The organism is Nonomuraea sp. K271, assembly GCF_009908215.1.
Classification (GTDB): domain Bacteria; phylum Actinomycetota; class Actinomycetes; order Streptosporangiales; family Streptosporangiaceae; genus Nonomuraea; species Nonomuraea longispora.
This window is the reverse complement of the sequence record NZ_JAAAHR010000010.1, coordinates 44,681-67,722: the sequence shown is the minus strand read 5'-3', so window position 1 is coordinate 67,722 and position 23,042 is coordinate 44,681. Positions and strand designations below refer to the sequence as shown.

The following is a 23,042-nucleotide window of genomic DNA, read 5'->3' as shown; positions in this document are numbered from 1 at the left end:
GCCACGGCTCGCAGGCCGCGGTGGTGTCAGGGCCACAACAACAGGGCGAGGGCGGCGACGACCATGACGACCGAGGCGGCGGCGAGGACCTTGCCGGGCGTGGAGGCCGGGCCCAGCCGGCGCAGGCCCGCGCTCCGGCGGTATCGCGCCGCCCGTCCGTCGCCGTCCCGCGAGAACATCCGGTCGATGCCGGCCCTGACGTCGTCGGCGACGGGGGTCCCGGTCAGGCTCAGCTCGCGCATGGTGCCGCCTGCCATGACCTGGAGCAGCGCCGGGGCCGTTCCCGGCGCGCACAGGGTCATCATCGCGAGCAGGAACGTCCTTGGAGGGCTGTCCAGGTCGGCAAGGATCTCCTTGATGTCGGCCCTCGTCAGGTCGCGGCGATGGCCGACCTGGAGCACCTCGCGGTAGCAGAGGACGCTCTCTTCGGCCGCGTGCACGGAGCTGATCGCCTCGATGAGGTAGCGGTGCCGCGCCAACGCGTACCTGACGGCCTCCATGCCGCGCGGGTCGCTGGGCAGCGCGCGGCGGTCCGCCTCGTCGAGCACGATCTCCAGCACCTTGCGGTTGCGGGACCGTACGGCGACGTCGCACAGCTCTTCCTCCGACATGGTGGCGAGCACTTTGTGAAGGTGCTCGGGGCCCAGCAGGTGCGCGATGAGCAACCTGCCCGAGGGAGCGCTCGACGGCAGCAACCTGCCCATCGCGGCGAGCACCGCCGCGGGCGGAGCGGCGCCAGGCCGGTGCGGGACGCCCAGATCGACCAGCATCTCCTCGACGTCGACCGCCCGCATCCGCGCCGCGTACAGCAGCCGCAGCAGGACCTCGAAGAAGTCGCACAGGACGGCAGAAGCGCCCAGCCTCTCCGGCGGGCGGATCGGGTTCGCCCTGACGAACACGCGGTAAGTCCTGCGGTCCTGGTCGGTCACCCGGTCGCGAGCCCGCTCCGCCAGCAGCGTGGTGAGCTCGCCGAGCCGCCGTTCGTCGGCGTTCGCGATGCTCTCGCGGCACTGGCGCAGCAACTGCTCCACCGACGGTCGCGGCGGGTGGGCGGCGGACCGCCCGCCGCGGGCCCACACCTCGCCGCGCAGCAGCCTGGTCGCCGCCGCGCGGTGCGACGCGTCGCCGAAGTCGCCCGGCTCCACCAGCGTGCCGAGCCAGCCCACCAGGTCGCCGAGGTCGTCCCCCTGGTAACGCTCGAGCTCCTTCTCGTAGGCCAGCGCCTCCGACGGGTACGACGCCGGCCGTTCGTCCGACTCCCACGGCAGCTCCCACGTGCCGTGCGTGGGCGGCACCTCGGCGAACGAGAGCCGGATCCGGTGCAGGGAAGCGCTGTTGGTCCAGGTGGAGACCGCCAGCGTGTGGCGGAACCCGTACGGGAGCAGCGCGGCCACGGCGTCCAGGAAGTCGAGCCGGCGGTCCGGCGACAGGTGGCCGGCCCGCACCACGCAGACGGGCCGGCCGGTGAGCAGGAGCGCCGCCGCCCGCCGCGCCGTGGGGTTCACCTGCGCTGCGAGACGGCGTTCGTCGTAGGCCGCCGGGGAGAGCAGGAACGGCGCGTCGCCGGAGAAGTCCTGGCCGGCCAGCGCTTCGTACAGGGCGCGGTAGGACACCCTGCTCCCCCCCGCGACGAGGTCGGCCCAGCGCACGCAGACGTAGTACGTCATCGCGTACGGGCGGTGGAAGCCGTCCTGGGAGTCGGGCTCCCTCTGCAGCGACAGCCCCAGCCACGGCTCGCCGCCGGGGCCGGCGGTGAAGTAGCTGGTCGCCACGCGGGGCAGGGCCTTCGGCTCCATGGTGCCGGAAGTGAACGCCTTGAGCCACATGCCGAACTCCGCGTTGGTGATCGCCCCCGTGCTGCAACGGATCACGCCGTAGTCGTCCAGGCTCTCCGGCGTCTTGCCGAGGATGGCCCAGTGGGCGGTCAGCCGTTCCATGGCCTGTTCCTGATCGCGCCCGGCCTGAGCATGCTGCCGAGCCAGATCACGGGCTCCATGACGTTCATCGGGCGGATGGCGCCCCTGATCGTCAGCCCGCCGCCCGCGTTGTCGATGACGTTGAGGAAGTCGTCGGGGTCGAAGCGGCCGAGTTCCTCGTCGATGAACAGGCCGACCGACGACGTCACGAAGTATCGGATGCGGTCCTTGTGGAAGAACGCCTCGATCAGGTCGAGGATCGTCTCCGTGTTGTGGTCGTAGGACTCCTGGCACAGCAGCCGGAAGAAGTCGCGCACGCGGTCGGGCGGCACCTGGGGGATGCGCAGCTCGTCGCCGGGGTCCCGCTCGGTGAACCCCTCCTCCATCGCGATCCTCAACACCCGGGGGTCGTCGTACTTGGTGATGCAGACCGCGATGTAGTGGGGCAGCTTGCCGTCCTCGTACTCGTCGCCGACGAGCATCCGGCCGGCGACCTCGTGCAGGGCGGCGTCGAGGTGTTTGAAGGCGTCGCCTACGCGGGCCTCACGGTCGGGGTCGAACATGTAGAGCAGCCCGCGGCTCTTGACGAGGCTGGTGATCAGGGCCTGTTTGTCGATGTTCGACTCCGACTCGGCGTACAGGTCGCCGCGCAGGTCGAGGAAGTCGAGCTTGATCTTCGGGGCCTTAGCCGGGAGGGCCGTCCACGGCCACCACCAGCGCCGGCGTGTCTCCGGGGGCCCGATGATCATCCAGCTGTAGTAGGTGAGGGCCTCCGTGGGGGCGGGGAACGTACGCGCCTGCAGCAGCGTGTTGCGTAGTTTGGCCAGTTCGGTCCGGGACACCGGGTTCTCCCCGATGAGCCGCCACCCGGCGTCGCGGGACTTGTTCAGGGCGATGCTCAGCGCCGCGAGGAAGGCGGTCTTGCCGCTGCCCGAGGCGCCCCACATTGCGATGTCCGGCTCGCGCCCGCGCTCGGGATCGCCGGGGGCGGAGTCAGTTTCGGCCACCGCTGTCCTCACTCTGGGAGACGAAGGGAAGGGAGAGCACCTTTGCGGGCTCGGACACCAGGCCGAGCCGGAACGCGAGCTCTTCCGCATTGACGGCGTCCACCCGGAACACCGCGGTAGAGCCGAGCCGGTGCCAGGGCGACGTGGGCGCGGCGGGCGGGTGGTCGCAGATGACCGCGCTCCTGAGGTCGTGGCGCTGCTCCATCTCGCGCAGCAGCGCCAGCCAGTCGTAGCGCTGGGGGCAGGCCGGCACCCGGTCGAGGCCGGACCGCGGCGGGTGCGGGGGTCGCGCCCCGATGGTGAGCAGCGCCGTGCGGGTGTTCGCGGGCTGCCTGAGCAGGCGGGTGCTCACCTCGGCCAGCATGTCCTCCAACTGGGCGGCGTGCGGGTAGGTCGGCGTGGTGGGCCGCAGGGACTCGAGGGCGGCGCGCGCCTGGGCCGTGGACGCCGACCAGGCGGCGAAGGCCGGGCGGCTGCGGTCGGCGCGCCGCGTGCCGTACACGTGGGTGCCGTACCCGACGACCGACACCTGGAGCTGCTGGGGGTCGGGGCGGCGTTCGGCGAGGACGTCGATGACGTAGCCGGCCCAGTGGCAGCGGGCCTCGAACTCCTCCCTCGTGCCCGCCGTCTCGATGGCGCACACCAGGTGCCCCGGTCCGGGCGCGGGCTGCAGCCGGGCCGGCAGCGTGGTCACGACCTCCTCCCACGTACGGGTGTCCGGCTGGAGGCCTGGAACCTCGGGAAAGCGGACCAGCCCGGGGCGCTCCAGCACCGCCCTGAGCACGTGCCGCCCCGGCGGCAGGGGCGCGTGGTGGGCCGACACCAGCTCCGAGGGCTGGAGCGGCCCCGACCATGCGGACACCGCGAGCAACATGCCGCCCGCGTCGGTGCACGTCACGGCAACCGTGGTCGCGTCGCCGGGCTTCGCGCCGGCGCCGAAGAGCCGCCGGCCCACGAGCTCCAGCCTGCCGTCCTGCGCGCGTTCCCTGGCCACGATCAGGTCGTACGTCTGCCGCAGGGGCGCCTCGGCGGCCAGTTCGCCGAGCAGCTCCCCGACCTTCGCCCCGGGCGCCTCGACGAGGCGGGCCGACGGCCGCCACCGCCGCAGCGCGCGCAGCGCCGCCTGCTGCTCGTCCCCGTCCGCGATGCGTGCTATCAGCACGGGGTCGGCCTCGTCGGCGGAGATCAGATCCCTGGCGATCCTGTGCACCGCGTCCACGACCTCCTCGCCGGAGACGGTCAGGGTGGACCACTTGGCGGAGGCCCTGCGCGTGTGGCGGGTGGCGCCCACCTCGTCGGCACGGACCTCGAAGACGCGGATGCCGGCGGCGTCGATCTCCACGACGGCCAGCCGTTCCCTGAACGATGCGATCAGCTCGGCGAGCTCGCCCCGCAATCCGCCCTCCGCGGGCTCTGCGGGCTTCGCGAAATGGTGCAAGTATCTCCCCGCTCGTCCAAGATCCTAGCTTTTGTACGATTTATGGTGATTTGAGGCGACCTGGTAAGCGAGGTCGTGGTGAGTCGACATTTATCCTCTTGTTATAAATCATGATTGCCGGCTGTTTATGGTAGTCAGTGGATTACTCACGGGATAGGTTGTGCCGCGTCCTGTCCCTTTCCCCCGGGGTGGCGTGTGATCGGTAGATGGTTGATCGTCCTGTCGGGTGCCCGACCGGAAGTGCTGGACAAGTGCCAGGGAGAGCGCGCCAGGTTCCACGGCATGGGTGGCGCCATCCTGACCACGGCCTGCGTCGCCGCCATCTCCATGACGTTCGCGCTCGCCTCGGCGCTCAAGGTGTTCGCGCCGCTCGCCGTCCTGATCGGCCTCGTCTGGGGCGTCGCCATCCTGAGCCTCGACCGGTGGCTCGTCACGTCCCTGCCCGCCCAGGGCGGACGGCGCTTCTGGCTGGCGCTGCCCCGGGTGGCCCTCGCGCTGCTGCTGGGCGCCGTCATCTCCACGCCGCTGGTCCTGCAGATCTTCAAGCCCGAGATCGACGCCGAGATCGTCGACATCCAGCAGGAGCGGACCGACGCCTTCACCCGCGCGCAGCAGGGAGGCGAGACCGGCCGGCGCATCGCCGAGCTGGAGAAGTCGGCCACGGCCCTCGAAGCCGTGATCGCCTCGCGCGGTGAGAGCCCGCTCGACCCGGCCGACGACCCCCGGATCAAGGAGCTGACCAAGTCGCGCGCTGAGGCCGTCAAGCAGCGCGACAAGTTCTACCAGGAATGGCAGTGCCAGCTGTACATCGGTCCGCCCAAGTGCGCGAAGAAAGGGCAGGGCCCTCTCGCGAAGGCGGCGGAGGAGGCGTACGCCGGGGCCCGCGACCGGGCCAGAGACCTCGACCGGCAGATCGAGCGGCGCAGGCAGCAACTCGGCGACACCCAGAGGGACGGCAAGGCGAGCAGGCTGGCCCAGGCGGAGCAGGACCTGCGCGGCGTACAGGCCGAGCTGGTCAAACTGACCGGCCAGCAGGCCGCGCTGAGGGACAACTTCAGTGACGAGATGAGCGGATCCGACGGCCTGATGTTGCGACTGGAGGCGCTCAGCAGGGTGGCGCGCGACAACGCCACCCTCAGCGCGGCCAGGCTCCTGCTGTTCCTGTTCATCCTGCTCATCGAGTGCCTGCCGATCATCGTCAAGCTGATGCAGCGGCCCGGCAGTTACGACACCATCGTGGCGGCTCTGGAGAGAAAAGAGGTCAACGCCGTCATCGACGAGATCAACGAGGCCGACCGGCGGCTCGCGCGCGGCGCCGCCGGGCGGGACGGCCCGACCCGGCCGTACACCGCCGACGAGCCGCCTCCCGACCCCTACCACGACACCGGCACCCCGTTCCCGCTGCCGCGGCACGAGCACCACGAGACCAGGAGCTTCGAGGACGAGGCGCTGCGCAACCTCAGGGACAACCGCGCCTCGCGGACGGCCGCGACCGGCGGGCGGGGGGAGTACGCCGGGCTGAACGATGATTGGTGAGCGCGTCGCCGGCCGGTTCGTCATCGAGGCGCGACTGGGCAGCGGCGGCATGGGCTGGGTCTGGCGCGGTCGTGACTGCAAGCTCGACCGCGTCGTGGCGCTCAAGCAGGTGCGCGCGGACATCGGGCGCCTGCCCGAGCTCAAGGCGCGGGCCGTACGCGAGGCGCAGGCCCTGGCCAGGATCGACCACCCTGGCATCGTCCGCGTTCACGACGTGATCGACGCCCCCGACGGGCCGTGGATCGTGATGGACCACGTCCAGGGCACGGTGCTCGGCACGCTCATCGAGCGGGCGCCGCTGTCCGAGCCCGCCGTGGTGCGCATCGGCGCCCAGGCGCTCGACGCGCTCGCTGCCGCGCACGCCGAAGGGGTGCTTCACCGTGACGTGAAGCCGGACAACATCCTCATCACCGCTTCCGGTTCGGTCGTCCTCGTCGACTTCGGCATCGCCACCATCGAAGGGCACGACCGCATCACCGTGCTCGGCCACGTGGTCGGCACCCCCGACTTCATCGCCCCCGAGCGCATCCGCGGTGAGCCGGTAGGCCCGGCGGCCGACCTGTGGTCGCTCGGAGCCACCCTCTACACGGCCCTGGAGGGGCACCCGCCGTTCCACAAGAGCACCGAGGAGGCGACCAGGTTCGCGATCCTCACCGCGCCCCCGGCCCCGATGACCCGGGCGATCCGGCTCAAACCCACCCTCAACCGGCTGCTCGCCAAGAGCCCGGCCAACCGGATGACCGCGGACGAACTGGCACGGCATCTCGAAGAGGCCGCCAGGGGCGCGCCCGCCGCCCGCCCACGACGACCGCCTCCCGACCCCACGCCCCCACCTTCCCGGCCTCCGTGGGCGAACGACGGCGTTCCCGCCGGCGAGGACGCCCCCGGAGCCGGCGCCACACCGCCACGTCACCGAGGTCCGGGCGCACCGGAAGGCGGAGGTGCCGTCGGCGCGGGAAAGGGGGTGACGGCGCGGCGTGCGCGCCGGACGCTGGCCGAGGCCGGTGAGGCCGAACGCGGTTCGCTGATCCTCACGCTGCCCTCCGACGAGGCGGCGGTGCTTCTCGCCGAGCGGTGGAAGCTGTTCACGACCGCCGCGGTGGAGGAGATGTGCCGCGAGGCGGCCAGGAGCGCGACGATCCTGCAGATGTTGCTCCCGTCCCGCGCGGGCTGGCTGCTGAACCAGGTACGCGACCCGCACCTGGTGGCGAGGGTGGTCCTGGAGATGGGCGGCCACCACCGCGGGCTGGTGCTCGACCAGATGCACGACCGGCATTCGGCGGCGGCGATCGAGGCGATGGCGGCGATCGACGTCAGGCGGACCGGGCTCGCCGTGGCCGCGATGCAGAAGGCCCCGGCGACTCAGGCGCTGAGCCGGCTTCCGCCGGCCACGATCGCCGGGCTGCTGGCGCAGGCGCCGCCGGCCTGCCGTGACAGCCTGGTGCCGCTGTTGCCGTCGGGGGTCCGCGAGGAGGTGGCGCGGCGACTGGCTCGAAGCGGTTGAGGCCTGACGTGTGCCTTGCGCGATCTTCTCCGGTCGGGGCCGGAGGCCGAGGCCGTGGAGGCTGCGGCCTCCGGCCGACGGGCTCAGCCGGACAGGTGGCGCGTGGCGGAGGCGTTGCCCGGTGTGGTCAGGTCCTCCAGGAGCGCGTCGATGGGCGCGCCGGTGACGTCCTCGCTGGGCCGGGAGAGGAAGACGTTGACGTGGTACTCACCGGCCGCTTCCTTGCCGGTGGGGTCGAGGCCCTGCTCGGCCAGAGTCCGCAGGGCGAACTCCTGCTCCATGTCGTTGGCGAACCGTCGCTGCGGGAAGGTGGCGTTCTCCAGTTGCTCGGTGACGAGCCCGTGGCGGGCGAGCGTGTCGGCCACGGGAGCGAAGTCGACCGTCCGCAAGCAGAGGGCGGCGAACCATGGACGGCGATCCGGTGAGGTGCAGTCGAGCAGCCGGTCGATCGACCGGTCGGTGATGTAGCCGATGCCGCCGGTGACGGTGATGAGGTCGGCCTTCCCCATGATCTTCGCCAGTTCGGGCGACGGGTCGTTCCGCTCCAGGTTGTCGGACGCCCCGGCGTCCAGGAGTCCCACCTGTACGGCGTAGTCGACGGCTGACGAGGCGGTGTCCAGGCCGACCACCCGGGGGGCGGCGGGCCGCCGGCGGCTCTGGTAGAAGCCGCGGTCCTCGTCGATGAGCTCTTCCGTGGCCAGGTGCGCCACCGGGTCGTCACCGTAGTGGCCGTAGAGGTCGTCGAGCGTGAGGTCGCATTTCATCAGCGCCGCGTTCACGCCGTACGAACAGCACAGGTCCACGACGGTCGGGGAGTCGACGTCGAGCGCGTCCAGCACCTTGAGGAACACCTGCTGCCCGTGGTGGGGGACGGCGTAGTCCAGGCTGCCCAGGCGCTCGTAGTACGCCCGAGGGTCCGGACGGTCGTAGATGTCGTTGAAGCCGGCCTTTTCCAGTTTCTGGTCAGTCATCTGATCGTCTGCTCGCACACTCTGCCTCTCTGGGTGGCTGTGTCATTACAGGGACAAACGACCCGTTTAACGTATCACGTATGAAAAATCACGATTTAGTGGGATTTCCGCAGGGCGGAAGTATGGCCGGCCCTGGCCGCCCTACACGTCCGGGGAGCCGGGACGGTCGAGCCCGGCCGTGAGCTCGGCGATGGCCGCGTCGCACTGCCGGCCCAGCAGGACGGTGGCCGACTCCTGGTCCAGGCCCGCCGCCTGGTCGAGCCACCGGTCGAGGACGACGTGGAGCGCCGCCAGGACGGCGGCCGCGCACACGGCGGGATAGAAGCCGTCGCGGCCCGGGGGATCGACGCGCTCGGCGATCGCCTCGGCGAGAGCCTGCTCCTGGGAGGCGAGCACGGCCAGTTGCTGCGGCATCAACGACGGTTCGCGCCGGATGAGCCGCAGCGCCTCGACGTGGTCGTGGCTGACGGTGCCGCCCTCGTTGAGGACGATGACCACCGCCTCGCGGAACGCCCGCAGCACCGACTCCGCGCGCGGCCGGGCCCTGAACTGGGCGATGAGCTGCTCCGCGGCCGCCGACACGGGCGCCACCATGGCCTCTTCCTTGCTGGAGAAGTAGTTGAAGAAGGTCCGCAGCGCGGTGTCGGCCTCGTCGGCGATCTGCTCGACCGTGACGTTGTCGACGCCGTGGCGCAGGGCCAGGCGCAGGGCGGCATCGCGGAGCGCGGCCCTGGTGGCCTGCTTCTTACGTTCGCGGCGGCCGAGGACCGGCGGCGCGGCGCCGGTGTGCTCGCTCATGTCATCACGGCGCGCCTGACGCTCTCGCGGAGCAGGGCGCGACGCTGCTCGTGCACGTCGGAGGGCTCGTCGGCGGTCGCGGCGTAGACGTTGCTGACCGGCGACCAGGTCATGGACATCGCGATGACGATGGCCATCACGTCGAACGGGTCGCCCGGTCGTACGACGCCCGCTTCCTGCGCCTCGGCGATGGCGCGCAGCTTGTGTTGGTCGAGGCGTGCGGTGTCGGCCACGAGGTGGCCGGAGGGGCGTCGCTCGAGGCGTGCCCAGGTGGCCAGCCTGATGAGATCGGGACGGCGGAGGTATTCGTCGTAGAGGCGCACGGCCCAGCCGGCGAGGTCGGTGGCGTCGATCGGGACGACGTTGGTGATCCGTTCGAGCGAGCCGAAGAAGATGGCGTCGAACAACCCATCCTTGCTGCCGAAGTAGGCGTAGAGCTGCGCCTTGTTGGTGCGCGCGGCCGCCACGATGCGCTCGATGCGCGCCCCGGCGATGCCGTGCTCGGCGAACTCCTTGGTCGCCGCGTCGAGGATGCGGCCGCGGGTCGCGGCGCCCCGGGACGTCAGCGGCTGGTCGGCCATGCCGGCGAGCTTATCAAACAGAACAGTCGGTTTGCTGAGGGAGCGCCCGGCATGCGACGCTGAACAAACCGAACAGTCTGTTTATAGGAGCCCCGGCATGAGAACCACAGTGGGATGGCTCGCGGACGGCCCCGCGACGACGCTGCGGCAGGCGTCCCTCCAACGACGCGACCTGCGTCCCGACGACATCGCGGTACGCGTGGATCACTGCGGCGTCTGCCACACCGACCTGCACGCCGTCCGCGCCCCCCGCGAGCCCGGAGCGTCCGTCGTGCCCGGCCACGAGTTCACCGGGGTGGTGACCGAGACAGGGCCCGAGGTCACCCGCTTCGCCGCCGGCGACCCCGTCGCGGTCGGCAACATCGTCGACGCCTGCGGCACGTGCGCCATGTGCCGCGCCGGCCAGGAGAACTTCTGCCACGGGTTCCCGACCCTGACCTACGGCGGCACGGACCGCCACGACGGCTCGCCCACTCTCGGGGCCTACTCCCGCGAGTACGTCGTCCGCGACCGCTTCGCCTACCCGCTGCCGGCGGGCCTCGACCCGGCCGCCGCCGCTCCGCTCCTCTGCGCCGGGGTCACCGTGTGGGAGCCGCTCAGCGCGCTCGGCGTGGGGCCCGGCACCCGCGTCGCCGTGGCGGGGCTGGGCGGTCTCGGCCACCTCGCGGTCAAGCTGGCCGTGGCGCTGGGCGCCGAGACCACGGTCGTCACCAGGTCGGCGGGCAAGGCCGGCGACGCGCGCGGGCTCGGCGCCCACGACGTGCTCGTCTCCACGGACCCGGACCGGACGGTGGGGGCGCGGGACCGGTTCGACGTCGTCATCGACACCATCTCCGCCCCGCACGACCTCGCCCCCTACCTGCGGCTCGTGGCCATGGACGGGACTCTCAGCCTCGTCGGGCACCTCGGGCAGGTCACCCTGCAGGCGATGGACCTGCTGGTCGGCCGCAAGAAGCTCAGCTCCGCGGGCAGCGGCGGCCGGCCCGGGACCGCCGCCCTGCTGGACTTCTGCGCCGGGCACGGCGTCACCGCCGACGTCGAGGTGCTCCCGTCGGCGCGCGTCAACGAGGCCCTCGACCGCCTCGAACGCAACGACGTGCGCTACCGCTTCGTCCTCGACCTGTCCGACCTGTCGTGAACACCGGCCGTCACCTTGCGGCCTCCGGGTAGTGGCAGGCCGCCGGGTGGCCGTGGCCCCGGTCGGCCAGCTCCGGCGCCTGCTCGACGCAGGCGCGCCGCTCCTCCGTGGTGAGCTGCGAGAACGTGGGACAGCGCGTACGGAACCTGCACCCGCTCGGCGGGCTGACCGGATTCGGCATGTCCCCTTCGAGCACGATCCGCTCGCGAGCTCTGATCCGTTCACGCCGCGGGTCGGGCACGGGGATGGCCGAGATGAGCGCCCGCGTGTACGGGTGCGCGGGCCGGTCGAACAGCTCGTCCCTGTCGCCGATCTCCACCACGCGGCCCAGGTACATCACGGCGACCCGGTGCGCGATGTGCCGCACCACGGACAGGTCGTGGGCGACGAAGAGGTAGGCGAGGCCCAGCCGCCGCTGGAGGTCCTCCAGCAGGTTCACCACGCCGGCCTGGATCGACACGTCGAGAGCCGACACCGGCTCGTCCAGGACGAGCAGCTCGGGCCGCATCGCCAGCGCCCGTGCGATGCCGACGCGCTGCCGCTGCCCTCCGGAGAACTCGTGCGGGTAGCGGTTGCCGTGCTCGGGGTTGAGCCCGACGTCGGCGAGCAGCTCCCGCACCCGGCCGGGTCCGTCCTGCCGGTAGGTGCCGTGGATGCGCAGCGGTTCGGCGATCGCGTCGCTGACGGTCATGCGGGGGTCGAGGGAGGCGTACGGGTCCTGGAAGACGATCTGCATGCGCTGGCGCAGGCGGCGCATCTCCGCGGCCGGGACGGCGCCGAGGTCCTGGTCGTCGAGCAGCACCCGCCCCGAGGTCGGCGGCTGCAGGTTGAGCACGGCCCGCCCGGTGGTGGACTTGCCGCAGCCCGACTCACCGACCAGGCCGAGCGTCTCGCCGTGGCGCAGGTCGAACGAGACCCCGCACACGGCGTGCACGTCGCCCGTCGTCCGCCGCAGAAGACCCTTGCCGCGCACCGGATAGTGTTTGACCAGGTCACGCACGGACAACAGCGGTCGCCCGCTCATGGCGCACCTCCAGCGGCAGGGTCGTCGGCAGCGTGGTCGGCAGCGTGGTCGGCAGCGTGGTCGGCAGCGTGGTCGGCTGGGTCGCCGGACGACGTCACGAAGACGTCTTCTGGCCGCTTCCCTTCCAGGTCGGCGGAGAAGTGGCAGGCGGCCAGGTGTCCGGGTTCCGAGGTGGCGACCGGTTCCGGCTCGGCCGTCTCGCAGACCTCCTGGCGCATCGGGCAGCGCGGCGCGAACGGGCATCCGGGCGGCAGGTCGAGCAGCGACGGCGGCGATCCCGCGATCGGCGTCAACCGCTCGCCCCTGCGGCCGTCGTCGAGCCGGGGCAGGCTGCCGAGCAGACCCAGCGTGTACGGCATCCGCGGCGTGTAGTAGATGTCGTCGACGCCGCCCAGCTCCACGGGACGGCCGGCGTACATGACGAGCACCCGGTCGGCGGCCCCGGCGACGACGCCGAGGTCGTGGGTGATCAGCACCATGGCGGCGTCGGTGGCGGCCCGCGCGGTCTCCAGCGCCCTGAGCACCTGGGCCTGCACGGTGACGTCGAGCGCGGTGGTCGGCTCGTCGGCGATGATGACGTCCGGCGAGTTGGCCATGGCGGTGGCGATGACGACGCGCTGGCGCATGCCGCCGGAGAACTGGTGCGGGTAGTCGCGGGCGCGTTCGCGGGGCCGGGGGATCTGCATCAGGGCGAGGAGTTCGACGGCGCGTTCGCGGGCCTGCGCCGCGCTGACGTCGTTGTGCGCCCTGACCGCCTCGGCGATCTGGTCGCCCACGGTGTAGACCGGGTTGAGCGAGGTCATCGGGTCCTGGAAGACCATCGCGATGCGGCCGCCGCGCAGGGTCCGCATCCGCTTGTCGGGCACGCCGATCAGCTCCTGACCGTGGAACCTGACCGAGCCACCGATCCGCGCCGAGACCGGCAGCAGGCCCATCACCGCCATCGAGGTGACCGACTTGCCCGAGCCGGACTCGCCGACGATGCCGAGCACCTCGCCGCGCCGCAGCTCGTAGCTGACCCCGCGCACTGCCCTGACCAGGCCGTCCTCCGTGGGGAACGACACGGTGAGGTTCTCGACCTGGAGCACCGCCTCGTGTTCGCTCATGAGCGCGCCTTCCGCTGGGTCGGGTCGAAGGCGTCGCGCAGCCCGTCGCCGATGAAGTTGATGGACAGGGCGATCACCACGATGAACGCGCCGGGGAAGTAGAACAGCCACGGCCGGGTGCTGACTGCGGTGTCGGCCTCGCTGACCAGGAGACCGAGCGAGGTGTCCGGCGGCTGCACGCCGAGGCCGAGGAACGACAGGGCCGTCTCGACGAGGATGGCGGCGGCCACGAGGATGGTGACGTTGACGATGATGGGGCCGAGCGCGTTGGGGATCAGATGCCTGAAGATGATCCAGCGGTCGGTGGCGCCCAGCGCGCGGCTCGCCTCGATGTACTCCTTCTCCCGCAGCGACAGCACGACGCCGCGCACGACGCGGGAGACGTACGCCCACTGGAGGGCGGCGATGACGAGCGCGACGAACCACCAGGAGCCGTTGGTCGCGCGGGTCAGCACGGCGGCCACCGCCAGCAGCGGCAGCGTGAGGACGAGGTCGGCGATCCGCATCATCACGCTGTCGGTGATGCCGCGGTAGTAGCCGGAGAAGGCCCCCCACAGCGTGCCGACCAGCCCGGCGAGGAACGCGATGAGCAGCGCGATCTCGACCGAACGTTGGGTGCCGCGCAGCACCTGGGCGAACGTGTCGTGGCCGAGGTTGTCGGTGCCGAACGGATGCTCCAGTGAGGGCGGCTGCGACACCGCCGAGGTGATGTCGGCGTAGTCGTAGCGCCAGAGCGCGCCGCCCGCGAAGGCCAGCAGCACGACGGCGACGAACAGCACCAGGCTGGTCACGGCGGCCTTGTGCCGCAGGAAACGGCGCAGCACCAGTTCGCCCTGGCTGCGCCGGCGCACCACGGCGGCCGGCTGCGCGCTCGATGAGGGGCAGGGCGCCGCCTCGGTGTGCTCACTCATGGCGGATCCGGGGGTCGAGGAGGGCGTACAGCAGGTCTGCGATCAGGTTGAAGACGATGACCGCGACGGCGATCACGAGCAGCCAGGCGAGCACCGCGTAGGCGTCGCGCTGGTTGACGGAGGTGACGAGGAACTCGCCGAGCCCGCGCCACTGGAAGACCGTCTCGGTGATCACGGCGCCGGAGATGAGCGTCGCGAAGTCGAGCGCGGTGACGGTGGTCATGGGGATGAGCGCCGTGCGCAGGGCATGCCGTACGATCACACGCCGCCTCGACAGCCCTTTGGCGCGGGCGAACAGCACGTAGTCGCTGTTGAGCACGTCAAGCATGGACGCCCGCTGGAACCGGCTCCACGCGCCGAACGAGAGCAGCGCCAGCGAGATCGTTGGCAGCACCATGTGGCCCGCGGTGTCGGCCAGCTGCGCCCAGGCGCCGCCCTCGACGATGACGGATCTGTCCCCGATCGTGTACACGACCTGATCGCCGAGCAGGTTGTTGAGCGAGATCCCGCCCTGCTTGAGCAGCACGGCGAACCAGAACGACGGCATCGACAGGAACAGGAACGCGGCGAACGTGAACCCGTAGTCGATGCCCGAATACTGTTTGACCGCGCTGATCACGCCCACGACCACGGCGAGGACGAGGGCGAGGAGCACGGCGACGGCGACCAGCCGCAGGGTGACCCCGAACCGGGCGGCGATCTCGTGGCCGATGTCCACGTTGGTGCGCACGGAGGGGCCGAAGTCGCCCTGCGCCACGCCGGTGATCCAGGTCCAGTACCGCTGCAGCGGCGGCTCGTCCAGGTGCAGCCGTTGCTCCTCGACCGCGATCACCTGCGGCGACGGCGGCGGGTTGCGGCCCTTCAGACCCGCGAGCGGGTCACCTGCCATGGTCACGAGCAGGAAGACGACGAAGGTCGACGCCACGATCACCGGGATGGAGATCAGGAGCCGGCGGAGTGTGTACGTGAGCACGGGTCGCTACCAGATCTCTCGCACGGCGTCGAAAATCTTGGGCGCGCTGCGGTCGATCGCGGGATAGGTGGTCTGGTCGTTGCTCAGCAGGACGACGGAGATGTCCTGGTCCGGGAACAGGGCGTGCATCGTACGGAACCCGCCCATGCCGCCGTTGTGCCAGATGTACGGCTTGCCGTCGTGTTTCTGGACCACCCAGCCGCACGCGTAACCGTCGAGCTCGGGGGTGAACATCATCCGCAGCGTCTCCGGGCGGAACAGGCCGGGACGCGACAGCGCCGCGTCCCATACGGCGAGGTCGCGCGCGCTGCCCGTCAGCCCGCCGGCGCCCGTCAGCCACGGCAGGCTCCACTGGTACGCGCGGCGCACCCCGTCGGTCTCGGCGTAGTAGCCGAGGGCGACGTCCCGGCTGCCGCGCGCCGGATATCCCTGGGTCGTGTCGCGCATCCGCAGGGGACCGAAGAAGTGGCGCTGCAGGAACCGGCCGAGAGGCATCCTGGCCACCTTCTGCACCACCAGCGCGAGCAGCAGGAAGTTGCTGTTGCTGTAGGCGTACTTCGATCCGGGCTCGAACTGGAGCGGCAGCGACTCCAGTTTCGTGACGACCGCCGAGTGGTCGGTCTCCCCGGAGGCGACGAAGGCGTCGTACGCCGGCTGGAACAGCGGAAAGTCGTTGTAGTCGGGAATGCCGGTCACCTGGTGCATCAGCTGGAGCAAGGTGACGTCGGCGGCCCGCCGGTAGCCGGGCAGGAACGTGCCGAGCCGGTCGTGGACCGACAGCTTGCCCCGCTCGTGGAGCAGCAGGACCGCGGCCGCCGTGAACCCCTTGCTGATGGAGCCGAGGTTGTAGACGGTGTCGAAGGCGGGCCGCCGCCGGCCGCGCGGCAGGTCGAGCACCTCGTCGAGCTGCTCCACCTTGAAGAAGTCCTCGCCGGTGAAGCGGTCGGGCAGGCCGCGGTCGCGCAGGCCGTAGCCCTTCGCGAACACGGTACGGCCCTTCTTGCTCACGGCCACGGTGACGCCGACGCCCTCCGGCTCGATGGCGGCGACGATCTCGTCGATGCGACGGTGCCAGTCGGGGCGATGCCGGCCGGACGAGGCGGCCCGCGCCCCCGGGATCACCCCGGCGCTCATCACCGCCCCACCCACACCGGCGAGAGACGCCTTCAACAGCGTCCGCCTCGTGGCTGCGCTCTCCATGCTCGACCTCCGTGTCGTCGTACCGCACACGCCTAGGAGCTCAGTGCAGTCCACCGGCCGGGCAGGCTCTTCGTGGAGAGGGACGTAAAGTCGCCGCCGAGTTCGTGCGATCGGATGAACTGCTGCGTGGTCCCGGCGTCGCAGGATGCTCGCATGTCGACGACCCTGGTGATTCGCGGTGGCACAGTCCATGACGGCAGCGGCGGGCCCGGCCGCGTGGCCGACGTGTTCGTCGAGGGCGACCGGATCCTCGCGGTCGGCCCGGGCGGGGCCGAGGCGGACGCGCCCGTGCTCGACGCCACCGGCCTGGTGGTCGCGCCCGGATTCGTGAACGTGCTCAGCCACGCGTACTTCACGCTGGAGCGGGACGGCCGCGGGTTGTCGGACCTCTACCAGGGCGTCACCACCCAGGTCTTCGGCGAAGGGATCTCGATCGGCCCGCTCACCGCCGCCATCAGGGCGGAGCTCGAACCCGGCATGACGCCCGATGACCCGCCGCTGACCTGGGAGCGCCTGTCGGAGTTCCTCGCCCACCTCGAAGCCAAGGGGGTGGCCCAGAACGTCGCGAGCTTCGTCGGCGCGCACAACATGCGCATGATCGGGGCGGGCGCGGACGACCGGCCGATGACCGCGGCCGAGCTCTCCCACGTCCGGGGCGTCCTCGACGAGGAGATGGCCGACGGCGCGCTGGGCCTGGGGTCGGCGCTCATCTACCCGCCGGGGTGCTTCGCCCCGACCGACGAGCTGGTGGCGTTGTGCGAGGTCGTCGCGCGGCACGGCGGCATGTACATCTCCCACATGCGCAGCGAGGGCGACCACTTCCTCGACGCCGTGGACGAGCTGATCGAGATCGGCCGCCGGGCGGAGCTGCACGCGGAGATCTACCACCTCAAGACGGCGGGCCGGCACAACTGGCCGAAGATGGAGCGGGCCATCGAGCGCATCGAGGCGGCCAGGGCCGCAGGCCGGCCGGTGACCGCCGACGTCTATCCCTACCTCGCCGGGCAGACCCAGCTCGCCGCCTCGATCCCGCCGCAGTTCCACGACGGCGGCCACGGGGCGCTCGTGGCCAGGCTCGCCGACCCGGGCGAACGGGCCCGCATCCGCGAGGCCGTCGTCACGCCGTCGGAGCGCTGGGAGAACCTCTACCTCGCCGCCGGCGGCGCGAGCGGCGTCATGCTGCTTCCCGACCCGGACGGGCCGGTGGCGGAGCACCGCGGGCTCAGCCTGGCGCAGGCGGCTGAGGCGGACGGCGCCGACCCGGTGGAGCTGCTGCTGCGGCTGGTCGAGCAGGAGCCGGCGCTGCACGCGATGTACTTCATGATGAGCGAGGACACCCTGCGGACGGCCCTGCGCGAGCCGTGGGTGTCGGTCTGCTCCGACGCCCCCACGTTCGCCGCCGAACCGCCGGACTCCGACGTGCCCACCCATCCGCGCGCCTACGGCAGCTTCGCCCGCATCCTCGGCACGTACGTGCGCGAGCAGTCGCTGCTCACCCTCGGCGAGGCCGTGCGCCGGATGTCGGGCCTGCCGGCGGGCAACCTCGGCCTGCGCGACCGCGGCGTGCTCGCCCCCGGGAACTACGCCGACGTCGTCGTGTTCGACCCGAGCACGGTCGGCGACGTCGCGACGTACGACAACCCCCACCAGTACGCGACCGGGATGCGGCACGTGGTGGTCAACGGACAGACCGCGCTCGCCGACGGCGTACCCACCGGGCGCCTGCCCGGCCGGGCTCTGCGGCGCCGGCGCTGAGACGACAGGAGAAACCGTGAAGGAGCAGGTGGAGCAGGTTCTCGGCGAGGTCGGCGCGCGGGCGTGGGCGCACGCCGTCGACCTCGACAGCGGCGAGGAGATCGGGTACGGCGAGGACGGGCTGGTGGTGCTGGCCAGCGTCTTCAAGATCCCGGTGCTGGTGGAGTTGTTCCGGCGGTTCGGCGACGGGCGGCTCGACCCCGCCGCGCGGATGGACGTACCCGTCGAAGGGCGTTCGGCGGGTCCGACCGGGTTGTCGGTGATGGCCGACCCGATCGAGCTCTCGCTGCGCGACCTCGCCTACTGGATGATGAGCGTCAGCGACAACGCCGCCACGGACCTCCTTGTGGACCTGCTCGGCACCGGGGCGATCAACGCCACCCTGCGCGAGCTCGGCCTGAGCGTCACCCGGGTGGACGGCACCTGCGACGACATCTACCAGAGCATCTACGAGGACGTGCCGGACCTGCAGGCCGGCCCCGAGGTGTGGCGCGCGGCCCGCGCGGTGGACCCGGAGCGGTCCCTGCAGGCAGGCACCCCCCGCGAGATCACCCGGCTGCTCGCCGCCATCTGGAACGACACGGCGGCGCCTGCCGAGCAGTGCGCCGAGATGCGCCGCATCCTCAGCCTGCAGGCCTGGCCGCACCGCCTGCGCTCCGGGTTCACCGAGCCCGACGCGCGGGTGAGCGCCAAGACGGGCACCCTGCGGTTCTGGCGCAACGAGGTCGGCGTCGTCGAGCTCGGCGGCCGTAGGTACGCCGTCGCCGTCTTCGTACGGTCCGACTCCTACGAATACCGCATCCCCGCCGCGGACGCCTGCGTCGGCACGGTGGCCAGGCTGGCGGTCGACCACCTGCGCGGGACCGCCACCCGCCTGCGGCCCCGGAGCACCGCCAGGGCGGCGACCCCCGGCGAGATCCGCGACCACGCCCGCGAGCTGGGCGCCGACATCTGGCTGCACGCGCGCGACCTGGCGACCGGCAGATCGGTGGGCGTCGGGGAGAGCACTCCGGTGGTCACCGCCTCGGTGCTCAAGGTGCCGGTCGCCCTCGAACTGGCCCGCCAGTCGGTGGCGGGCGAGGTCGACCTGACCGAGCGGATCACGGTGCCGCCTGGCGGAGTGCCGTCGCCGTACGGGTTGTCGGTGCAGCGCGACGACACCGTCATCTCGTACCGGGATCTCGCCCACCTGATGATCGTGATCAGTGACAACGTGGCCACCGACCTCGTGATCGACCGGGTCGGCAAGGACCGCGTGGCGGCGCTGCTGGCCGAGCTGGGCCTCACCGCGACGGCCGTGCCGCAGGACTGCGCGGAGATCCTGGCCTCCCTGGAGGAGGACCTCGGCATCGACTACCGCGACGACGAGCGGGAACTGGCCGGCGTGCCGCTGGAACGCCTCCAGGCGCTGCGGGCGCTGGTGCCCGAGCGTACCTGCCGGACGACGCCCGAGGAGATCACCCGGCTGCTGGCCGGCATCTGGCGTGACGAGGCGGCCCCGCCCGAGGCGTGCGCGCTCGTACGCGGCTGGATGGGCGACCAGATCTGGCCACACCGGCTGACCAGCGGATTCCCCGGGGACGACATCGTGATCAGCGGCAAGACGGGCACCCTCCCGCTGGTCCGCAACGAGGTCGGCGTGGTCGAGTACGCCGACGGCGGCAGGTACGCCGTCGGCGTCTTCACCCGGGCCGGCGACCCCGCACCCAACGCCCCCCACCTCGACGCGCTGATCGGCTGGGCGGCGGCCAACGCCGTCGCGCAGCTGCGCGACGAACGTCCCTGACCCTTCCCTCTGCATCTGGAGCAGACCATGGCTTTCCGCAGGAAGCACTCCCTGGCCCTGACGACGAGCGCCGTGGCACTGCTGCTCGCCGCCTGCGCGGGCGGAGGCGGCACGGCGTCCGGCGACGGCCGCGTCTCCGGCGACGTGAACACGGTGAACACGGTGAACACCGCCAAGGTCGCCACGGGCGGCACGGCGACCTACAGCATCACCTATCCGATCTCCAACTGGAACGTGCTGAACTCCGCCGGCGCGACCTACTCGGTGCTCGACATCTCGGGCGTGCTGCTGCCCAGCGCGTTCATGATCAAGCCGGACCATACGCCGGTCCGCAACGAGACGATCGTGACGAGCGCGGAGAAGGTCGGCGACTCGCCGCAGACGATCAAGTACACGATCGACCCGAAGGCGGTCTGGTCCGACGGCAAGCCGATCACGGCGGACGACTTCGTCTACACCTGGCGCGCCCTCGACCCGCGCGAGTGCCCCAAGTGCCAGGCGTCCAACACGGCCGGGTACAACCGGATCAAGTCGGTCAAGGGCTCGGACGGCGGGCGCACGGTGACCGTCGTCTTCGACAAGCCGTACGTCGACTGGCAGGCGTTGTTCTCGCCGTTCCTGCCGGCCCACGTCGCGAAGACGTACGGGGCGACCGACACCGCCGAGGGCCTGGAGAAGAGCTTCAACGAGGGGTTCGCCAAGTCGGTGCCGAAGTTCTCGGCGGGCCCGTTCCGCATCCAGGAGTACACCTCCGACGGCTCCGTGGTGATGGTCCGCAACGAGAAGTGGTTCGGCCCGCCGCCGAACCTGGACAGGCTGGTCTTCCGGCTCATCACGGATGTCGCGCAGCAGCCGACCTCGCTGGCGAACGGGGAGGTGGACGTCATCTACCCGAACCCGCAGGTGGACATCGTCCAGCAGGTCGAGGAGCTGCCCGGGGTCCGCTACCAGGTGACGCCGGGCGCTTCCGTCCACAAGCTGTGGCTGAACCTCAACGCCCGCGCTCTGCAGGAGGTCGCCGTGCGCAAGGCGATCTTCCAGGCGGTCCGCGTCCAGGACGTGATCGACAAGACGATCGGGCAGTTCGACGACACCGCGAAGCCGCTGCTGAGCCACATGTTCGTGGACGGCGCGCCCGGCTACTCCGACGTGGTGAGCGAGTACGACTACGGCGTCGGCGACGTCGAGAAGGCGAAGAAGACGCTGACCGACGCGGGATACACCGGTGTGGGGTCGAAGCTCGCGGACCCCGACGGCAAGGCCGTGCCCCCGCTGCGCATCGTGGTGCAGGCGGGAGACCAGCTGCGCGCCAGCGAGGCGCAGCTCGTCAAGGCGGCTCTGGCGCCACTGGGCCTGGACGTGCAGGTTGCCACCGTGGCCAACACGATCGAGGCCGTACAGGAAGGAAACTGGGCGATGACGGTCGCCACGGTGACGCAGTCGCCGTTCTCCGCGACCAGCAACATCCCTTACTACCTGAGCTGCCCCGACGACGAGACCTTCTGCCGGTTCAACCTCAACAACTACGGCAACCCCAAGGTCGACCGGCTGCTCAACGAGGCGCTGTCGGCCACCGGCGCGGAGGAGGCGACGAAGAAGCTGCAGGAGGCCGACAGGATCGTCTCGTCGGACTACGCGATCCTGCCGCTCTACCAGAACAGGTCGTTCCTCGCCTACAGCGCGAAGCTCGGCAACGTCCGCGACAACAGCCTGGGGTTCCCGACCTACAACACCGAGCAGTGGGGCCTGCTGGGCGAGTCGTGACGGGTCGTCACCGGGACCGGGCGGATCCATTCTCCTTGACCACGCCCCGGTCCCTGGCGACGCGGAAGAGGCGCAGCTGCAACGTCGCGGCGAGCCGCGCGTCGGCGTCGGTGAGGTCGATGCCGGTGATCTCGCACACGCGGCGAAGCCTGTACCGGAACGAGTTGGGGTGCAGGTGCATGGCGGCGGCCGCCTCCGCGACGTTGCCGAAGGCGTCGAGGTAGGCCGACAGGGTGTCGACGAAGCCGCTATCGTGTTCGGCGTCGTAGTCCACCAGCGCCCCGAGCGAGCCGAGGTGCAGCTCGCCGTCCTCGGCGACGAGGTCGGCCAGGCGCAGGAGCAGCGACTCCACCTGCACGTCGCTGTAGCGGGCGATGCGCCTGCCGCGGCGGTCGGTCTCCAGCACCCGCAGCGCCCGGTCGGCCTCGCGGCGCGAATGGGTCACCTCGGCGAGTGACGTGGTGGCCCGCCCGACCCCGATGACGGCGTCCGTACGGGCTCCCACCCGGGCGAGGAAGTCCACCGCCAGCCGGACCACTGACGCCGTGCCGTCACGGTCTCCGCTCGCGCCGACCGGCAGCACGACGTACGTGGTCCCGCCGAGCAGGGCCGCGGCCGAGCGCGGGTGCACGGCGGCGAAGTGCAGGGCGAGGGCGTCGCGCAGCCGTTGCATGGCCGCCTCGGTGTCCGCGGCGTCGCCCGTGACGACCCGGGCGGCCATCACGCAGAGCCGGCCGTCGGTGAGCCCGAGGCGGTTGGCCGCCTCCGGCGCTCCCGGCCCGCCCTCCAGCACCATGGCCACCAGGTCGGCGCTGAGCCTGCGTCCGACGTCGGCCCCCGCCCTGGCCCGGAGCATGTGCAGCGCCACGATCTTGGCCGAGTCGGCGAAGGCCGCGGCGCGCGCCTCGGACAGCGGCTCCTTGACCACGGCCCACATCGAGCCGAGCACCTCGTCCCCGGCCCTGACGACGATCGCGACGCGCGGCATCATGTCCTCGGCCAGGGGCTCCACGTAGACGGGGGTGCCCTTGGACAGCTCGCGAAACGCCCCGCGCCGCTCCAGCAGCTGCGTGTAGCGGTCGGGCACCTGCCGGCCGAGGATGGTCTCGACCCGGCCCTGGTCGGCGCAGTGCTGGTGGCCGGAGAAGGCCAGCACGCGCGAGGCGCGGTCCTCGATCGTCACCGGCGCGTCGAGCAGCGCCCCCACGGCGTTGGCGAGGGCGAACAGGTCACCGGCCGGCGCCCCGGCGAGCAGGTCGGCCCCGCCGGTGACGTCGGTCGTGGCCGGAGGCAACGCCCTCAGCATGGCGGCCACGTGCGACCACGAGGCTGCGCGGTTGAGCCCGAACAGCGCCACGCCGCTGTCGCGCACCGCCGCGGCGACGGATTCGTCCGCGGTCACCGGGTGCTTGACGACGAGCCCCACCGCACGGTGCTCGCCGAGGCGTCGCAGGAGCTCGGCGATCGCGTCGTTGTCGTGCAGACCCACTCCGAGCACCAGCTCGCCCGGTTCGACGATGAGTTCGTCGCCCGGACCGTAGATCGCCACGCCCGTCAGCTCGCCGTCGAGGTCCCCCGGAGACGCGATGAGATCGAGCAACATGCGTCCGAGGTCGTCGAGCAAGCGCGAGAGC

General features: G+C 71.4%; 16 protein-coding genes and 1 pseudogene. 6 read left to right on the top strand and 11 right to left on the bottom strand.

Annotated elements, in window-relative coordinates; all coding sequences use genetic code 11:
• Positions 1-26: 26 nt before the first annotated feature.
• The 3 genes from GUY59_RS05470 to GUY59_RS05460 are packed head-to-tail and all read right to left on the bottom strand — an operon-like array spanning position 27 to position 4,361.
• The gene (locus GUY59_RS05470) at positions 27-1,937 is read right to left on the bottom strand and encodes a hypothetical protein (protein WP_138199115.1); all 1,911 of its coding nucleotides are present in this window, start codon (positions 1,935-1,937) and stop codon (positions 27-29) included.
• Positions 1,925-2,923: a hypothetical protein gene (locus tag GUY59_RS05465; protein WP_132334450.1), complete on the bottom strand. Its 999-nt coding sequence runs from the start codon at positions 2,921-2,923 to the stop codon at positions 1,925-1,927. Before GUY59_RS05465 ends, GUY59_RS05470 begins: the two co-directional genes overlap by 13 nt.
• Positions 2,910-4,361 (bottom strand): hypothetical protein, encoded by a 1,452-nt coding sequence (locus GUY59_RS05460; RefSeq protein ID WP_138199114.1) that lies wholly within the window; start codon positions 4,359-4,361, stop codon positions 2,910-2,912. The genes GUY59_RS05465 and GUY59_RS05460 overlap by 14 nt, the downstream gene beginning before the upstream one ends.
• A gap of 195 nt (positions 4,362-4,556) precedes the next feature.
• Between GUY59_RS05460 and GUY59_RS05455 the strand changes: the two genes are divergently transcribed.
• Together GUY59_RS05455 and GUY59_RS05450 are read left to right on the top strand one after the other, a co-directional pair.
• Positions 4,557-5,897, top strand: a complete 1,341-nt coding sequence (locus tag GUY59_RS05455; RefSeq protein ID WP_138199113.1) for a DUF4407 domain-containing protein — start codon at positions 4,557-4,559, stop codon at positions 5,895-5,897.
• Positions 5,887-7,401 (top strand): serine/threonine-protein kinase, encoded by a 1,515-nt coding sequence (locus GUY59_RS05450; protein ID WP_138199112.1) that lies wholly within the window; start codon positions 5,887-5,889, stop codon positions 7,399-7,401. The genes GUY59_RS05455 and GUY59_RS05450 overlap by 11 nt, the downstream gene beginning before the upstream one ends.
• A gap of 83 nt (positions 7,402-7,484) precedes the next feature.
• On the opposite strand, the gene GUY59_RS05445 is transcribed toward GUY59_RS05450, so the two are convergent.
• The 3 genes from GUY59_RS05445 to GUY59_RS05435 all read right to left on the bottom strand — a co-directional run bounded on the left by GUY59_RS05445 (position 7,485) and on the right by GUY59_RS05435 (position 9,751).
• Positions 7,485-8,372 carry a hypothetical protein gene (locus GUY59_RS05445; RefSeq protein WP_138199111.1) on the bottom strand — a complete coding sequence of 296 codons (888 nt, stop codon included), beginning with the start codon at positions 8,370-8,372 and terminating at the stop codon, positions 7,485-7,487.
• A gap of 141 nt (positions 8,373-8,513) precedes the next feature.
• Positions 8,514-9,170: a TetR/AcrR family transcriptional regulator gene (locus tag GUY59_RS05440; RefSeq protein ID WP_138199110.1), complete on the bottom strand. Its 657-nt coding sequence runs from the start codon at positions 9,168-9,170 to the stop codon at positions 8,514-8,516.
• Positions 9,167-9,751 carry a TetR family transcriptional regulator gene (locus tag GUY59_RS05435; RefSeq protein ID WP_138199109.1) on the bottom strand — a complete coding sequence of 195 codons (585 nt, stop codon included), beginning with the start codon at positions 9,749-9,751 and terminating at the stop codon, positions 9,167-9,169. Before GUY59_RS05435 ends, GUY59_RS05440 begins: the two co-directional genes overlap by 4 nt.
• A gap of 97 nt (positions 9,752-9,848) precedes the next feature.
• On the opposite strand from GUY59_RS05435, the gene GUY59_RS05430 reads away from it, so the two are divergent.
• The gene (locus GUY59_RS05430; protein ID WP_138199108.1) at positions 9,849-10,889 is read left to right on the top strand and encodes an NAD(P)-dependent alcohol dehydrogenase; all 1,041 of its coding nucleotides are present in this window, start codon (positions 9,849-9,851) and stop codon (positions 10,887-10,889) included.
• 10 nt (positions 10,890-10,899) lie between these two features.
• Here the strand turns inward: GUY59_RS05430 and GUY59_RS47315 are convergent.
• From GUY59_RS47315 to GUY59_RS05405, 4 genes and pseudogenes are all read right to left on the bottom strand, one after another.
• Positions 10,900-13,019 (bottom strand): annotated as a pseudogene (locus GUY59_RS47315) (ABC transporter ATP-binding protein).
• Positions 13,016-13,930: an ABC transporter permease gene (locus tag GUY59_RS05415; RefSeq protein WP_138199105.1), complete on the bottom strand. Its 915-nt coding sequence runs from the start codon at positions 13,928-13,930 to the stop codon at positions 13,016-13,018. The pseudogene GUY59_RS47315 and the gene GUY59_RS05415 overlap by 4 nt, the downstream one beginning before the upstream one ends.
• Positions 13,923-14,903, bottom strand: coding sequence for an ABC transporter permease (locus GUY59_RS05410; RefSeq protein WP_132631090.1), 981 nt, complete (start codon positions 14,901-14,903; stop codon positions 13,923-13,925). The genes GUY59_RS05415 and GUY59_RS05410 overlap by 8 nt, the downstream gene beginning before the upstream one ends.
• 6 nt (positions 14,904-14,909) lie before the next feature.
• Positions 14,910-16,037: a serine hydrolase domain-containing protein gene (locus tag GUY59_RS05405; protein ID WP_161714417.1), complete on the bottom strand. Its 1,128-nt coding sequence runs from the start codon at positions 16,035-16,037 to the stop codon at positions 14,910-14,912.
• Positions 16,038-16,256: 219 nt separating this feature from the next.
• On the opposite strand from GUY59_RS05405, the gene GUY59_RS05400 reads away from it, so the two are divergent.
• From GUY59_RS05400 to GUY59_RS05385, 3 genes are read left to right on the top strand one after another with little or no spacing between them, the layout of a single operon-like run.
• Entirely contained in the window at positions 16,257-17,858 is a 1,602-nt protein-coding gene (locus GUY59_RS05400) for an N-acyl-D-amino-acid deacylase family protein (protein ID WP_138199103.1), read from the top strand.
• 16 nt (positions 17,859-17,874) lie between these two features.
• Complete coding sequence (locus GUY59_RS50540; protein ID WP_252374822.1) at positions 17,875-19,644, top strand: serine hydrolase; 1,770 nt, start codon at positions 17,875-17,877, stop codon at positions 19,642-19,644.
• Positions 19,645-19,671: 27 nt separating this feature from the next.
• Positions 19,672-21,408, top strand: a complete 1,737-nt coding sequence (locus tag GUY59_RS05385) for an ABC transporter family substrate-binding protein (RefSeq protein WP_138199102.1) — start codon at positions 19,672-19,674, stop codon at positions 21,406-21,408.
• A gap of 7 nt (positions 21,409-21,415) precedes the next feature.
• On the opposite strand, the gene GUY59_RS05380 is transcribed toward GUY59_RS05385, so the two are convergent.
• On the bottom strand, positions 21,416-23,011 hold the full coding sequence (locus GUY59_RS05380) for a helix-turn-helix domain-containing protein (protein ID WP_236666864.1): 1,596 nt from the start codon (positions 23,009-23,011) through the stop codon (positions 21,416-21,418).
• Between the last annotated feature and the right edge of the window lie 31 nt (positions 23,012-23,042).

Coding starts and splice junctions, on each gene's coding strand:
- GUY59_RS05385 (WP_138199102.1), top strand. CDS start 19,672: ATGGCTTTCCGCAGGAAGCACTCCCTGGCCCTGACGACGAGCGCCGTG.
- GUY59_RS05430 (WP_138199108.1), top strand. CDS start 9,849: ATGAGAACCACAGTGGGATGGCTCGCGGACGGCCCCGCGACGACGCTG.
- GUY59_RS05405 (WP_161714417.1), bottom strand. CDS start 16,037: ATGAGCGCCGGGGTGATCCCGGGGGCGCGGGCCGCCTCGTCCGGCCGG.
- GUY59_RS05380 (WP_236666864.1), bottom strand. CDS start 23,011: ATGTTGCTCGATCTCATCGCGTCTCCGGGGGACCTCGACGGCGAGCTG.
- GUY59_RS05450 (WP_138199112.1), top strand. CDS start 5,887: ATGATTGGTGAGCGCGTCGCCGGCCGGTTCGTCATCGAGGCGCGACTG.
- GUY59_RS05470 (WP_138199115.1), bottom strand. CDS start 1,937: ATGGAACGGCTGACCGCCCACTGGGCCATCCTCGGCAAGACGCCGGAG.
- GUY59_RS05435 (WP_138199109.1), bottom strand. CDS start 9,751: ATGGCCGACCAGCCGCTGACGTCCCGGGGCGCCGCGACCCGCGGCCGC.
- GUY59_RS05445 (WP_138199111.1), bottom strand. CDS start 8,372: ATGACTGACCAGAAACTGGAAAAGGCCGGCTTCAACGACATCTACGAC.
- GUY59_RS05440 (WP_138199110.1), bottom strand. CDS start 9,170: ATGAGCGAGCACACCGGCGCCGCGCCGCCGGTCCTCGGCCGCCGCGAA.
- GUY59_RS05400 (WP_138199103.1), top strand. CDS start 16,257: ATGTCGACGACCCTGGTGATTCGCGGTGGCACAGTCCATGACGGCAGC.
- GUY59_RS05415 (WP_138199105.1), bottom strand. CDS start 13,930: ATGAGTGAGCACACCGAGGCGGCGCCCTGCCCCTCATCGAGCGCGCAG.